Source organism: Streptomyces sp. NPDC031064 (genome assembly GCF_055570965.1).
In genome coordinates this window covers 214,678-228,220 of the sequence record NZ_JBVIGF010000008.1, presented here as the reverse complement: position 1 = coordinate 228,220, position 13,543 = coordinate 214,678, and the positions used below count along the sequence as shown (strand labels likewise).

General features: G+C 72.7%; 12 protein-coding genes. 10 read left to right on the top strand and 2 right to left on the bottom strand.

Features of this window, described 5'->3' with window-relative positions; translation table 11 throughout:
- The first annotated feature begins 69 nt into the window (after nt 1-69).
- From ACZ46W_RS27755 to ACZ46W_RS27740, 4 genes are all read left to right on the top strand, one after another.
- Entirely contained in the window at nt 70-1,587 is a 1,518-nt protein-coding gene (locus ACZ46W_RS27755; protein WP_468342916.1) for a PucR family transcriptional regulator, read from the top strand.
- A 94-nt stretch (nt 1,588-1,681) separates the two neighbouring features.
- Nucleotides 1,682-2,839 (top strand): acyl-CoA dehydrogenase family protein, encoded by a 1,158-nt coding sequence (locus tag ACZ46W_RS27750; protein WP_468342913.1) that lies wholly within the window; start codon nt 1,682-1,684, stop codon nt 2,837-2,839.
- A gap of 5 nt (nt 2,840-2,844) precedes the next feature.
- Nucleotides 2,845-3,720, top strand: coding sequence for an acyl-CoA thioesterase II (tesB, locus tag ACZ46W_RS27745; protein ID WP_468342910.1), 876 nt, complete (start codon nt 2,845-2,847; stop codon nt 3,718-3,720).
- Between the two features lie 15 nt (nt 3,721-3,735).
- Nucleotides 3,736-4,206: a hypothetical protein gene (locus tag ACZ46W_RS27740; protein WP_468342908.1), complete on the top strand. Its 471-nt coding sequence runs from the start codon at nt 3,736-3,738 to the stop codon at nt 4,204-4,206.
- A 10-nt stretch (nt 4,207-4,216) separates the two neighbouring features.
- Here the strand turns inward: ACZ46W_RS27740 and ACZ46W_RS27735 are convergent, their stop codons facing one another.
- Nucleotides 4,217-4,984, bottom strand: a complete 768-nt coding sequence (locus ACZ46W_RS27735; RefSeq protein WP_468342905.1) for a phosphatase — start codon at nt 4,982-4,984, stop codon at nt 4,217-4,219.
- 68 nt (nt 4,985-5,052) lie between these two features.
- On the bottom strand, nt 5,053-5,643 hold the full coding sequence (locus ACZ46W_RS27730; RefSeq protein ID WP_468342902.1) for an SACE_7040 family transcriptional regulator: 591 nt from the start codon (nt 5,641-5,643) through the stop codon (nt 5,053-5,055).
- A gap of 77 nt (nt 5,644-5,720) precedes the next feature.
- Here ACZ46W_RS27730 and ACZ46W_RS27725 point away from each other — a divergent pair, with 77 nt between their 5' ends.
- From ACZ46W_RS27725 to ACZ46W_RS27700, 6 genes are all read left to right on the top strand, one after another.
- The gene (locus ACZ46W_RS27725; protein WP_468343415.1) at nt 5,721-7,337 is read left to right on the top strand and encodes a carboxyl transferase domain-containing protein; all 1,617 of its coding nucleotides are present in this window, start codon (nt 5,721-5,723) and stop codon (nt 7,335-7,337) included.
- Between the two features lie 7 nt (nt 7,338-7,344).
- Entirely contained in the window at nt 7,345-9,297 is a 1,953-nt protein-coding gene (locus tag ACZ46W_RS27720) for an acetyl/propionyl/methylcrotonyl-CoA carboxylase subunit alpha (RefSeq protein ID WP_468342899.1), read from the top strand.
- A gap of 14 nt (nt 9,298-9,311) precedes the next feature.
- Complete coding sequence (locus ACZ46W_RS27715; protein WP_468343412.1) at nt 9,312-10,247, top strand: hydroxymethylglutaryl-CoA lyase; 936 nt, start codon at nt 9,312-9,314, stop codon at nt 10,245-10,247.
- A 3-nt stretch (nt 10,248-10,250) separates the two neighbouring features.
- Entirely contained in the window at nt 10,251-11,411 is a 1,161-nt protein-coding gene (locus tag ACZ46W_RS27710; protein WP_468342896.1) for an acyl-CoA dehydrogenase family protein, read from the top strand.
- A 156-nt stretch (nt 11,412-11,567) separates the two neighbouring features.
- Nucleotides 11,568-12,614 carry an ABC transporter substrate-binding protein gene (locus ACZ46W_RS27705; RefSeq protein ID WP_468342894.1) on the top strand — a complete coding sequence of 349 codons (1,047 nt, stop codon included), beginning with the start codon at nt 11,568-11,570 and terminating at the stop codon, nt 12,612-12,614.
- A 5-nt stretch (nt 12,615-12,619) separates the two neighbouring features.
- Entirely contained in the window at nt 12,620-13,513 is an 894-nt protein-coding gene (locus ACZ46W_RS27700) for a siderophore-interacting protein (RefSeq protein ID WP_468342892.1), read from the top strand.
- The last annotated feature ends 30 nt before the right edge of the window (nt 13,514-13,543 follow it).

Here is a 13,543-nt window from a genome sequence, read left to right as displayed (position 1 = left end):
GGTGGCCGGAAGGCGGCACAGAAGTGTACGTTTCCTCCATCTCTCGCGCTCCGGATGGAGGAAGCGTCCATGTCCGAGACGACGCCGCCGACCCCGCCCGCCCCACCCGTCCCGCTGAGCGCGCTGCTCGCCCGCGAGGAGCTGGGGCTGCGGCTGATCACCGGGCCGGGCGAGGCCGGCATCCACTGGGTGCACACCTCCGAGATGGCCGACCCGTACCCGTACCTGCTGGGCGGCGAGCTGCTGATGACCGCGGGCGTGCAGCTCACCGACCCCGAGCGGTACGTCGCACGGGTCGTGGCGGCGGGCGCGGCGGCGCTCGGCTTCGGGGTGGCGCCGGTCCACGACACGGTGCCGGAGGCGCTGGTGGCGGCCTGCGCGCGGCACGGGCTGCCGCTGCTGGAGGTGCCGCCGAGGACGCCGTTCGCGGCGGTGGGGCGCGCGGTGTGGCGGCTGATGGCGGAGGCCCGCCACCGGGAGCTGCGCCGGGTGACCGAGGCCCAGCGGTCGCTCGCCACCGCCGCGGCGCGGCCCGCCCCGGTGCCGGCCGTGCTGCACGCGCTGGCGTCCCGGCTGGCGGGGCGGGCCGCGCTGTACGCGCCGGGCGGCACGGAGTACGCGGCGGCCGGCCGCCCGGTGGAGCCCGAGGTCGCAGCGGCCCTGGCGCGCCTGGCCCAGGTGCCACGGACGGGCGGCCACCCCGGCGCGGGCGCGGGGGCGGGCGCGGGCGCGGGCGCGGGCGCGGGGGCGGGGGCGGGCGCGGGGGCGGGGGCCGCCTCGCGGCCCGGCGAGGGTGCCACGTCCGGCTCTCGCCCCGCCTCGGCGGCCGACACCGTGGGCGGCGTCCACCTCGCCGCGTACGCCCTCGGGGGCGGCCAGGGCCTCACGCTGGGCCTCGCCTCGGAGCGCCGGGAGCCGGGCGACCACACGATCGCGGGCGTCGCGGTGGTCCTCCTGTCGCTGCTCACCGCCCCGCACCAGGGCGCCGACGAGGCCACGCGCACCAGCGCCCTGGTCCGCCTCCTGCTGGGCGCCGCCCCCGCCGAGGTCGCCCCGCTGCTGGGCGAGGCCCCGTGGACCGTGGTGCACGCGCGCGGGGAAGGCCCCCCGCCCCCGCTGGGCACGCCGCTGGTGGACGCCCGGGACGGCGGCACCGTACTGGCGCTCCTGCCCGCCGGCCGGGACGTCGTCCCCCACCCGGGCTGGACGCTCGGGGTCAGCGCCCCGGTGGAGCCCTCGAAGCTCGGCGCCGCGGGCCTCCAGGCGGCGCGCGCCCTGCGCCGCGCCCAGGCCGCGCACACCCCGCTGGCCCGGCACCGCTCCGGCGGGATCGGCGCCCTGCTGGACCCCGACGAGGCGGCCGCGTACGCCCGCACCCTGCTCGCCCCGCTGCCGGAGCCCCTGCCGGAGACCTTGCGCGTGTGGCTGTCCCTGCACGGCAACTGGGACCGCACGGCCACGGCGCTGGGCGTCCACCGCAACACGGTCCGGCAGCGGATCGCCCGGTGCGCGGCGCTGCTGTCCATGGACCTGGACGACGCCGAGGTCCGCATGGAGCTGTGGTTCGCGCTGCGCTGGTCACCGTGATGGTTGTGACATGAACGACCCTGGACAGCTTCGGTGACTGCCCGGTAACTTCGTCTGAGCAAGCGCTTAGCCACACGTAGCCAAGGAGGCGTCCGTGCGCCGTACCGTATTCAACGAGGACCACGAGGCGTTCCGGGAGACCATCCGCGCCTTCATCGAGGCCGAGGTCGTCCCCGTCTACGACGAGTGGTTCGCCGCTGGCCAGGCGCCGCGCGACTTCTACTACAAGCTCGGCGAGCTGGGCGTCTTCGGCATCAACGTGCCCGAGGAGTTCGGCGGCGCGGGCCTGGACACGCACAAGTTCGAGGCCGTCCTGTACGAGGAGACCTCCCGCGCGGGCGTCCAGTTCGGCGGCTCCGGCGTGCACGTGCTGCTGGCCCTGCCCTACATCAAGATGCTCGCCACCGACGAGCAGAAGAAGCGCTACCTGCCGAACTTCGTGAGCGGCGAGGAGATGTGGGCGCTGGCGATGACCGAGCCGGGCACCGGCTCCGACGTCGCGGGCATGAAGACCACCGCCAAGCTCTCCGAGGACGGCACGCACTACGTCCTCAACGGCGCCAAGACCTTCATCACCGGCGGCGTCCACGCCGACCGCGTGATCGTGTGCGCCCGTACCTCCGCCCCCTCCGCCGAGGACCGCCGCTTCGGCATCTCCCTCTTCGCGGTGGACACCAAGTCCGAGGGCTACTCCATCGGCCGCAAGCTCGACAAGCTCGGCCTGAAGACCTCCGACACCGCCGAGCTGGCCTTCGTCGACGTCAAGGTCCCGGTCGAGGACCTGCTCGGCGAGGAGGGCAAGGGCTTCTACTACCTCGGCCACAACCTGGCCTCCGAGCGCTGGGGCATCGCTTTCGGCGCGTACGCGCAGGCCAAGGCCGCGATCCGGTTCGCGCAGCAGTACGTGACCGAGCGCACCGTCTTCGGCAAGCCGGTCGCCCACTTCCAGAACACCAAGTTCGAGCTGGCCGCCTGCCAGGCCGAGGTGGACGCGGCCGAGGCCGTCGCCGACCGCGCCCTGGAGGCCCTGGACGCGGGCGAGCTGACCCCGGCCGAGGCCGCCAGCGCCAAGCTGTTCTGCACCGAGGTCGCCCACCGCGTCATCGACCGCTGCCTCCAGCTCCACGGCGGCTACGGCTACATGAACGAGTACCCCATCGCCCGCCTGTACGCGGACAACCGCGTCAACCGCATCTACGGCGGTACCAGCGAGATCATGAAGTCGATCATCGCCAAGTCGATGGGCCTGTAGTCCCGGTGACCGAAGCGCTCGACGACCTGCTCGATCTGCTCGACCTTGAGCGGATCGAGCGGGACATCTTCCGGGGCGAGTCGCGCTCGGCGATCGTCCCGCGCGTCTTCGGCGGCCAGGTCGCGGCCCAGGCGCTGGTCGCGGCCGGCCGCACGGTCCCGGAGAACCGCCTCGCCCACTCCCTGCACGCGTACTTCCTGCGCGCCGGGGACCCGGGCGCGCCGATCGTCTACACCGTGGACCGCATCCGCGACGGCCGCTCCTTCACCACCCGGCGGGTCGTCGCCGTCCAGCACGGGCAGCCGATCTTCCACCTGTCGGCGTCGTTCCAGACGTACGAGGACGGCCTGGAGCACCAGGCGGACATGCCACCCGCGCCGGACCCGGACACGCTGCCGACGGCCGCCGAGATCCTCCCCCGGTACGCGGACCGGTTCGTCCACCCGGACACCGTGGACCGGCTCCTGGAGGCCCGGGCGGCGGTCGACCTGCGGTACGTCGAGGAGCCCCCGTACGCGACGGCGGGCGTGCGGCGCGAGCCGCGCTCCCAGGTGTGGTTCCGCACCAACGGCAAGCTCGCGGACGACCCGCTGCTGCACGTGTGCCTGGCGACGTACGTCTCCGACATGACGCTGCTCGACTCGGTGCTCCTCGCCCACGGGCGCGGCGGCTGGGCGGTCGGTGACGTGGTGGGCGCGTCCCTGGACCACGCCATGTGGTTCCACCGCCCCTTCCGGGCGGACGAGTGGCTCCTGTACGACCAGGAGTCCCCCTCGGCCTCCGGCGGCCGGGGGCTGGGCCAGGCCCGCATCTACACCCAGGACGGCCGGCTCGCCATCTCGGTGATCCAGGAGGGCGTGGTGCGCGTCCCGCGCGGGTGAGGTTTCCTTGGGCCCATGGAAACACTGACGGGGGGAACGGCCCTGGCGCTGGCCGGAGTTGTGCTCGGCACGCTGGGCACGCTCATAGGCCAGCACCTGGCGACGCGGGTCGAGAACCGGCGCCACCAGTGGGAGCGGGCCGCCACCGAACGCGCGGAGCGGAAGGCGGCCATCATGGACTTCCTCGGCTCCGCGCAGCGGATCGAGCTGGTCCTCGACAGCAGGAACCTCGGGCTCTCGGAGGCGTGCGGCACCGACGAGGAAGCGCTGCACGACCTCTGGCTGGCGACCAAGGCCGTCGAACTGGTCTGCGCGAACGAGACCGCCGAGGCCGCCCGGGACTACGCCGGGGCGCTCCACGCACGCGTGCGGGGCGGCACCGCGAAGGCGGCGCGGCCCGCCAAGCGGGAGCGGCGGGCCGCGTTCATGGAGGCCGCGCGGCACGAGCTGAGCGGCGGCCGCCGCCACGGGCTGAAGGTCCGCTGAGCGGCCCGGGTCAGAGCAGCCCGGCCGCGTCCAGGAGGTACTGCGTCATCGGCTCGTAGAAGCGCGGGTCGACGACGTGGTCGTCCAGCGGGATGGTGACCTGCATGGTGCCCTCGGCCTCGCCGATGAACAGGGCGGGGTCGTTGCAGTCGGCGTATCCGACCGAGTCGATCCCGCGCTGCCCCGCCCGGCCCGCCCACCCGTGGTCGGCGACGACCAGGTCCGGCTGCACGTCCAGGTGGTCCAGGATCGCGTTCATCGGCTCGGGCGAATGGGTGTGCCACAGGCTGGCGCCACGCTCGAAGACGGCGACGTCCGCGAACTGCACGACGTACCCCTCGTCCGCGATCAGCCCGCCCGGGATCCGCACGATGTCGCACCCGGCGCCGCGCAACGCGGCGGCGGTTCTGCTGTGCACGTCCAGCAGCGCACCCGGGTGCCCGGTCGCGAACAGCACCCGCTGCCTGCCCGCCGCCGCCTTCCGCAGCCGCGCGGCCGCCCGCTCCAGCGCGTCGACGGTCAGCTCCGGGTCGATGGTGTCCTGCCCGGCCCGGTGCGACGGGTCGTCGTTCACCCCGCACCGCTCCGCCATCACGGCGAGCACGTCCTGCTCGTCCGTCCACCGGTCGCCCAGCTCCAGACCGAGCCAGTAGTGGCGGTCGCCGTTCGCCAGTTTGCGGTAGTGGGAGAGGTTGTTGTCGCGCGGCGTGGCGACGTCTCCGGCGATACGGGTACGGACGAGGTGCTCGACGAGGGCGGCACGGCTGGGTATCGGCATGGCCCCATTGTGCCGCCCCAGCACGCTGGGTGGCGGGGTGGTTCCGCCCCGTGGACGTGTCGCGCGCCTCAGTCGGCCGACGGGCTCCCCAGCGAGCCGAACGCCCCGTGCGCCAGACGGCGCAGCAGCCCCTCCATGGCCGTGCGGCCGAGGAGGCCGATGTGGGGGGTGGAGTTGAGCAGGCCGAAGACGGCGTGGACGGTGGCCCGGGCCTCCGCCTCCGGGGGCGCCGGGTAGAGCTCGCGGACCACGGCGACCCAGAGCTCGACGTACTGCCGCTGGAGCTGGCGGACCCTCTTTCGGTCGGTCTCCCGGAGGCGGTCCAGCTCGCGGTCGTGCAGGGTGATCAGGGGGCGGTCGTCGAGCGCGAAGTCGATGTGCCCGTCGATGAGCGAGCCGAGCAGCGCCTCGGGGTCGCCCGCCGCCTCCTGTACGCGTCGCCGGCCGCCGTCGAGGAGCCGCTCACTGATGCCGACCAGCAGCTCGGCCAGCATGGCGTCCTTGCCGGGGAAGTGCCGGTAGAGGCCGGGGCCGCTGATGCCGACCGCGGCTCCTATCTCGTCGACGCCTACGCCGTGGAAGCCGCGCTCGGCGAAGAGGCGGGCGGCCTCCTTGAGGATCTGCTCACGGCGCGTCGGGGCGTCGGTCCTGGTGCTCATGGGATTGATTCTAGACAAGGCGGTTAGCGGTCGTTAACCTGATGGACATACGTTAACGGTCATTAACTGGGGGCATGATGCAGCAGGCGCCTGTGCTGACCAGCACGGCAGATCCGGCCTCCGCCGCCTGGCAGGCCAATGAGGCGGCGCACCACGAGCTGGCCGACGGGCTGCGCGCCCGGCTGGCCGCCGCCCGCCTCGGAGGCGGCGAGAAGGCCCGCGCCCGGCACACCGCGCGCGGCAAGCTGCTGCCGCGCGACCGCGTCGACACCCTGCTCGATCCCGGGTCGCCGTTCCTGGAGCTGGCGCCCCTCGCGGCGAACGGGATGTACGACGACCAGGCACCGGCCGCCGGGGTGATCGCCGGCATCGGCCGGGTGAGCGGCCGCGAGGTCGTCGTCGTGGCGAACGACGCCACGGTCAAGGGCGGCACGTACTACCCGATGACGGTGAAGAAGCACCTCCGCGCCCAGGAGGTGGCCCTGGAGAACCGCCTCCCGTGCGTGTACCTGGTGGACTCGGGCGGCGCCTTCCTGCCCAAGCAGGACGAGGTCTTCCCCGACCGGGAGCACTTCGGGCGGATCTTCTACAACCAGGCCCGGATGTCGGGCGCCGGCATCCCGCAGATCGCCGCGGTGCTGGGGTCCTGCACGGCGGGCGGGGCCTATGTGCCCGCCATGAGCGACGAGGCCGTGATCGTACGGAACCAGGGCACGATCTTCCTGGGCGGCCCGCCGCTGGTGAAGGCGGCGACCGGCGAGGTCGTCACGGCCGAGGAGCTGGGCGGCGGCGAGGTCCACTCCCGCACCTCCGGCGTCACCGACCACCTCGCGGAGGACGACGCGCACGCCCTCCGTATCGTGCGGAACATCGTCTCCACGCTGCCCGCGCGCGGCCCGCTGCCCTGGTCCGTGGAGCCCGCCGAGGAGCCGAAGGTCGACCCGGCGGGGCTGTACGGCGCGGTGCCGGTCGACTCGCGCACGCCCTACGACGCGCGGGAGATCATCGCGCGGATCGTGGACGGCTCACGGTTCCAGGAGTTCAAGTCGGAGTTCGGGCAGACGCTCGTCACCGGCTTCGCCCGGATCCACGGCCACCCGGTGGGGATCGTCGCCAACAACGGCATCCTGTTCGCCGAGTCCGCCCAGAAGGGCGCCCACTTCATCGAGCTGTGCGACCAGCGCGGCATCCCGCTGCTGTTCCTCCAGAACATCTCCGGCTTCATGGTCGGCCGGGACTACGAGGCGGGCGGCATCGCCAAGCACGGCGCCAAGATGGTCACCGCCGTCGCCTGCACGCGCGTGCCCAAGCTGACGGTCGTCGTCGGCGGTTCGTACGGCGCGGGCAACTACTCGATGTGCGGCCGGGCCTACAGCCCCCGGTTCCTGTGGATGTGGCCCAACGCCAAGATCTCCGTCATGGGCGGTGAGCAGGCCGCCTCCGTCCTCGCCACCGTCAAGCGCGATCAGATCGAGGGGCGCGGGGAGGCCTGGTCGGCCGAGGACGAGGAGGCGTTCAAGGACCCGATCCGCGCGCAGTACGAGCAGCAGGGGAACGCCTACTACGCGACGGCCCGGCTCTGGGACGACGGCGTGATCGACCCCTTGGAGACCCGTCAGGTGCTGGGTCTGGCCCTGACCGCCTGTGCCAACGCCCCGCTGGGAGACCCCCAGTTCGGCGTCTTCCGGATGTGAGGGACTGATGTTCACGACTGTTCTTGTCGCCAACCGGGGCGAGATCGCGGTCCGCGTCATCCGTACGCTGCGGGCCCTCGGCATCCGCTCGGTCGCCGTCTTCAGCGACGCGGACGCCGACGCCCGGCATGTGAGGGAGGCGGACACGGCGGTACGGATCGGCCCGCCGGCCGCCGCCGAGAGCTATCTGCGCGTGGACCGGCTGCTGGAGGCGGCCGCGCGAACCGGCGCCGAGGCGGTCCACCCCGGGTACGGCTTCCTGGCGGAGAACGCCACGTTCGCCCAGGCCTGCGAGGACGCCGGACTGGTCTTCATCGGGCCGCCGGCGTCCGCGATCGCCCTCATGGGCGACAAGATCCGCGCCAAGGAGACGGTGAAGGCCGCCGGTGTGCCGGTGGTGCCCGGCTCCTCGGGCAGCGGGCTGAGCGACGACGAACTGGCGGCGGCCGCGCGCGAGATCGGCATGCCGGTGCTGCTGAAGCCCTCGGCGGGCGGCGGCGGCAAGGGCATGCGCCTCACGCGCGTGGAGTCGGCCCTGCTGGACGAGATCGCGGCCGCCCGGCGCGAGGCGCGGGCGTCGTTCGGCGACGACACGCTCCTGGTCGAGCGGTGGATCGACCGGCCCCGGCACATCGAGATCCAGGTGCTGGCGGACGGGCACGGCAATGTCGTCCACCTCGGCGAGCGCGAGTGCTCGCTCCAGCGACGCCACCAGAAGATCATCGAAGAGGCCCCGTCCGTCCTGCTGGACGACAAGACCCGCGCGGCGATGGGCGAGGCGGCCGTCCAGGCGGCCCGCTCGTGCGGCTACCGGGGCGCGGGGACGGTGGAGTTCATCGTCCCGGGCGGTGACCCGTCCGCGTACTACTTCATGGAGATGAACACCCGGCTCCAGGTCGAGCACCCGGTCACCGAGCTGATCACGGGCGTGGACCTGGTGGAGTGGCAGTTGCGGGTGGCCGCCGGGGAGCCGCTCGGGTTCGCCCAGGACGACATCACCCTGACCGGCCACTCCATCGAGGCCCGTATCTGCGCCGAGACTGTGTCCATTAAAGAGGGCTCCCGGGGCTTCCTGCCGTCCGGTGGCACGGTGCTGGCGCTGAACGAGCCTCAGGGTGAGGGGGTGCGCACCGACTCGGGTCTGAGCGAGGGCACGGAGGTGTCCAGCCTGTACGACCCGATGCTGGCGAAGGTCATCGTGCACGGGCCCGACCGCCCGACCGCGCTGCGCAAGCTGCGCGCCGCACTCGCCGACACGGTCACCCTCGGCGTCCCGACCAACGCGGGTTTCCTCCGCCGCCTCCTCGCCCACCCGGACGTCGTCACGGGCGACCTGGACACGGGCCTGGTGGAGCGGGACGTGGACGGCTTGGTCCCCCAGGGCGTGCCGGAGGAGGTGTACGAAGCCGCCGCGGCGGTACGGGAGGCCGCGCTCGGGCCACGGCCGGACGCCACCGGCTGGACGGACCCGTTCTCGGTGCCCAGCGGCTGGCGGCTCGGCGGGGAGCCCGTGCCGGTCACGCACTGGCTGCGCGTACCGGGACTCGAACCCGTCGCGCACCGGACGCGGGGCCACGCGCGCGTGACCGACGACCGGGTCACCGTCACCGTGGACGGCCTCACCCACACCTTCCACCGGGCCGGGACGTGGCTGGGCCGGGACGGGGACAGTTGGAACGTCCTGGACCACGACCCCGTCGAGGCGTCCCTCAGCCGGACCGCCCACGCGGGAGCCGATTCGCTCACCGCGCCCATGCCGGGCACGGTCACCGTCGTGAAGGTGGCCGTCGGCGACGAGGTGACGGCCGGGCAGGGACTGGTGGTCGTCGAGGCCATGAAGATGGAGCACGTCATCTCCGCCCCGCACGACGGCACCGTCGCCGAGCTGGACGTCACGCCCGGCACCACCGTCGCCATGGACCAGGTGCTGGCCGTGGTGGTCCCCAAGGAGGAGCAGTGACCGGCGGACTTCCCATGGCCTTCCCCGCGGACGGCCTGCCCGCGCGCGTGCGCATCCACGAGGTCGGCGCGCGCGACGGCCTCCAGAACGAGCAGGGCGTCGTCCCCACCGAGGTGAAGGCCGAGTTCATCCGGCGCCTCGCGGACGCCGGGCTGTCCACCATCGAGGCGACGAGCTTCGTCCACCCCAAGTGGGTCCCCCAGCTCGCCGACGCCGAGAAGCTGTTCCCGCTCGTCAGGGACCTCGAAGGCGTACGGCTGCCGGTCCTCGTGCCGAACGAGCGGGGGCTGGACCGCGCGCTGGCGCTCGGCGCGCGTGAGGTGGCCGTCTTCGCCAGCGCCACCGAGTCGTTCGCCAAGGCCAACCTGAACCGCACGGTCGACGAGGCGCTCGCCATGTTCGCCCCGGTCGTCACCCGCGCCATCGAGCACGGCCTCACCGTGCGCGGGTACCTGTCCATGTGCTTCGGCGACCCCTGGGAAGGCCCCGTCCCGGTCGGCCAGGTGGTCGCCGTCTGCCGGCGCCTGAAGGACATGGGCTGCGACGAGCTGAGCCTGGGCGACACCATCGGCGTGGCCACCCCCGGCCACGTGGCCCGGCTCCTCACCGCGCTGAACGACGCGGGCATCCCGACGGACGCGCTGGCCGTGCACTTCCACGACACCTACGGCCAGGCGCTCGCCAACACCCTCGCCGCCCTCCAGCACGGCGTCACCACGGTCGACGCCTCCGCCGGTGGCCTCGGCGGCTGCCCGTACGCCAAGTCCGCCACCGGCAACCTCGCCACCGAAGACCTCGTGTGGATGCTCCACGGCCTCGGCATCGACACCGGGGTCGACCTCGGCCGGCTCACCGCCACGAGCGTGTGGCTGGCCGGACAACTGGGCCGTCCCAGCCCGTCCCGCACCGTCCGCGCCCTCGGCGGCGCGGCCTCCCACAAGGAGTCCTGAGACATGTCCCTGGACCACCGGCTCTCACCGGAGCACGAGGAACTGCGCCGTACCGTGGAGGAGTTCGCCCGCGAGGTCGTCGCCCCGAAGATCGGGGACTTCTACGAGCGCCATGAGTTCCCGTACGAGATCGTCCGCGAGATGGGGCAGATGGGCCTGTTCGGCCTGCCCTTCCCGGAGGAGTACGGCGGCATGGGCGGCGACTACCTCGCCCTCGGCATCGCCCTGGAGGAGCTGGCCCGCGTCGACTCGTCCGTGGCCATCACCCTGGAGGCGGGCGTCTCGCTCGGCGCGATGCCGGTCTACCGCTTCGGCACCGAGGAGCAGAAGCGGGAGTGGCTGCCGCGCATGTGCAGCGGGGAGATCCTGGGCGCGTTCGGGCTGACCGAGCCGGGCGCGGGCTCGGACGCGGGCGGCACCCGCACCACGGCCGTGCGGGACGGCGACGAGTGGGTCATCAACGGCTCCAAGTGCTTCATCACCAACTCCGGTACGGACATCACGGGCCTGGTCACGGTCACCGCCGTCACCGGCCGCACCCCTGAGGGCAAGCCGCTGATCTCCTCGATCATCGTCCCGTCGGGCACCCCCGGTTTCACGGTCGCGGCGCCCTACTCCAAGGTCGGCTGGAACGCCTCGGACACCCGTGAGCTGTCCTTCTCCGACGTCCGCGTCCCGGTGACGAACCTGCTCGGCGAGGAGGGGCGCGGGTACGCCCAGTTCCTCCGCATCCTCGACGAGGGCCGGATCGCGATCTCGGCGCTGGCGACGGGCCTGGCGCAGGGGTGCGTGGACGAGTCGGTGAAGTACGCCAAGGAGCGGCACGCCTTCGGGCGGCCCATCGGCGACAACCAGGCCATCCAGTTCAAGATCGCCGACATGGAGATGCGGGCGCACATGGCCCGGATCGGCTGGCGTGACGCGGCGTCCCGCCTGGTGAGCGGTGAGCCGTTCAAGAAGGAGGCGGCGCTGGCGAAGCTGTACTCGTCGACGGTCGCCGTCGACAACGCCCGCGAGGCCACCCAGATCCACGGCGGCTACGGCTTCATGAACGAGTACCCGGTGGCCCGGATGTGGCGCGACTCCAAGATCCTGGAGATCGGCGAGGGCACGAGCGAGGTCCAGCGCATGCTGATCGCGCGGGAGTTGGGCCTGTCCGCCTGACCCCCGGGCGTGCGTCGCGGCCGCCGTCACCCACTGGCGGCGGCCGGCCGTGCTCCATCGCACACCGGGGCACCCTCTGGACGAGTCCTGAGGTTAGGCTAACCTACCTTCGACCTCGACCAGTGGCCGAATGCGGCCGTACGAAAGCGACTCGCCATGCCCAGCAACGCCCGAGCCACCCACCTCACCCGTCGCGGTCTGCTCGCCGCGGGCGGCGCCCTCGGGCTCGGTGCCGCGCTCGTGGCGTGCGGCGGCACCGACAAGGACGGCAAGGGCTCGGCCGAGGCCGGTGGGAAGTCCGGCCCGTGGAAGTTCACCGACGACCGCGGCAAGAAGGTCGAGCTGAAGTCCACCCCCAAGAACATCGTCGCCTTCATCGGCACCGCCGCCGCCCTCCACGACTACGGCATCGAGGTCAAGGGCGTTTTCGGCCCGACGACCGTCAAGGACCCGAAGACCGGCAAGGACAAGGCCGACATCCAGGCCGGTGACCTCGACGTCACGAAGGTGAAGAACCTGGGCAACGTCTGGGGCACCTTCAACATCGAGGAGTACCTGAAGCTGGAGCCCGAGCTGCTGGTCTCGGCGATGTGGGACAAGGACGTGCTGTGGTACCTGCCGCCGCAGTCCCACGACAAGATCGTCAAACTGGCGCCGACCGTCGCGCTGTGGGCCGCCAACACCACGATGCCCAAGGCCCTGGAGCGCCACGCCCAGCTCGCCGAGTCACTGGGCGCGGACCTGAAGGACAAGAAGACGGTCGACGCCAAGGCCCGCTTCGAGAAGGCCGCCGGACGGCTGCGCGCCGCCGCGAAGGCCCGGCCCGAGATCCGCGTCATGATCGGCTCGGCCAGCGCGGAGCTGTTCTACGTCTCGCTCGCCAAGATGTCCGCGGACACCGCGTACTTCGAGGAACTGGGCGTGAAGTTCGTGCGGCCGAAGGTGAACGCCCAGGGCTACTTCGAGGAGCTGAGCTGGGAGAACCTCGACAAGTACCCGGCCGACATCATCATGATGGACAACCGCAGCCAGGCCATCCAGCCCGCGGACCTGAAGTCCAAGCCGACCTGGACGCAGTTGCCCGCCGTCAAGGCCGGCCAGGTGATCCCGCGCTTCACCGAGCCGATCTACTCCTACGACAAGTGCGCCGTCCTCCTGGAGGACCTCGCCACCGCCATCGAGAACGCCAAGAAGGTGGCCTGAGCCGCATGTTCGGTTTCTTCCCCCTGAAGGTGGTGCGGACCCGGCGGCTCAGCCCGTCGATGGTGCGCGTCACCTTCGCCGAGGCGACCGGGGCTGACGGGGCCACAGGGACTGCCGGGGCGACCAGGGCTGCCGAAGCTGCCGGGCCGGGGCTGAAGGGCTTCGCCTCCGGGGGCCGGGACCAGAGCCTGTCGCTGTTCCTGCCGCACCCGGGCCAGCCGGAGCCGGTCATGCCGCCCCTGGAGGACGGCGACCTGTACGGCGCGCTCGGCGCGTGGCGGGCCATGCCCGACGACGTACGGGCGGTGATGCGCTCGTACACCGTGCGGGCACAGCGCCGGGACCTCGACGAGATCGACATCGACTTCGCCCTCCATGAGGACGGCGGCGGCCCGGCGTGCCGCTGGGCCGCGCGAGCCTCGGAGGGCGACCGCGTGGTCGTCCTCGGCCCGACCGTCGCCGACAACACCGGTGTGCGTTTCCGGTTGCCCGAGGACGCGGACGAGGTGCTGATCTGGGCCGACGAGACGGCGCTGCCCGCCGCCTCGTCGATCCTGGAGTCGCTCCCCGCCGGGATACGGGCACAGGTGTGGCTCGAAGTCCCGTACACCGCCGACCGGCTGGAGCCGCGGACGGCGGCGGACGCCACCGTCACCTGGCTGGTACGGGAGGAGGGCGCGCCCGCCGCCGCCGACGCCGTGCGCGCCGCCGGGCTGTCCGGCACGGCCCCCTACGCCTGGATCGCGGGCGAGGCCGGCTCGGTCAGGGCACTGCGCCGCCACCTGGTGGGCGAGCGCGGCATCGACCGCCGGCGCGTGACGTTCGTCGGCTACTGGCGCAAGGGCTTGAGCGAGGACGCCCTGCGCGAGGCCCCGGACACGTCGGAGCAGGACGCCTGACTCCGGCGGCCGGCGCCCGGGTACGGTCCC

What these genes read in the sequence shown, in the direction of transcription:
- ACZ46W_RS27715 (WP_468343412.1), top strand. Translation starts at nt 9,312, where the DNA reads ATGGCCTTCCCCGCGGACGGCCTGCCCGCGCGCGTGCGCATCCACGAG.
- ACZ46W_RS27725 (WP_468343415.1), top strand. Translation starts at nt 5,721, where the DNA reads ATGCAGCAGGCGCCTGTGCTGACCAGCACGGCAGATCCGGCCTCCGCC.
- ACZ46W_RS27720 (WP_468342899.1), top strand. Translation starts at nt 7,345, where the DNA reads ATGTTCACGACTGTTCTTGTCGCCAACCGGGGCGAGATCGCGGTCCGC.
- ACZ46W_RS27755 (WP_468342916.1), top strand. Translation starts at nt 70, where the DNA reads ATGTCCGAGACGACGCCGCCGACCCCGCCCGCCCCACCCGTCCCGCTG.
- ACZ46W_RS27735 (WP_468342905.1), bottom strand. Translation starts at nt 4,984, where the DNA reads ATGCCGATACCCAGCCGTGCCGCCCTCGTCGAGCACCTCGTCCGTACC.
- ACZ46W_RS27730 (WP_468342902.1), bottom strand. Translation starts at nt 5,643, where the DNA reads ATGAGCACCAGGACCGACGCCCCGACGCGCCGTGAGCAGATCCTCAAG.
- ACZ46W_RS27740 (WP_468342908.1), top strand. Translation starts at nt 3,736, where the DNA reads ATGGAAACACTGACGGGGGGAACGGCCCTGGCGCTGGCCGGAGTTGTG.
- ACZ46W_RS27710 (WP_468342896.1), top strand. Translation starts at nt 10,251, where the DNA reads ATGTCCCTGGACCACCGGCTCTCACCGGAGCACGAGGAACTGCGCCGT.
- ACZ46W_RS27705 (WP_468342894.1), top strand. Translation starts at nt 11,568, where the DNA reads ATGCCCAGCAACGCCCGAGCCACCCACCTCACCCGTCGCGGTCTGCTC.
- ACZ46W_RS27700 (WP_468342892.1), top strand. Translation starts at nt 12,620, where the DNA reads ATGTTCGGTTTCTTCCCCCTGAAGGTGGTGCGGACCCGGCGGCTCAGC.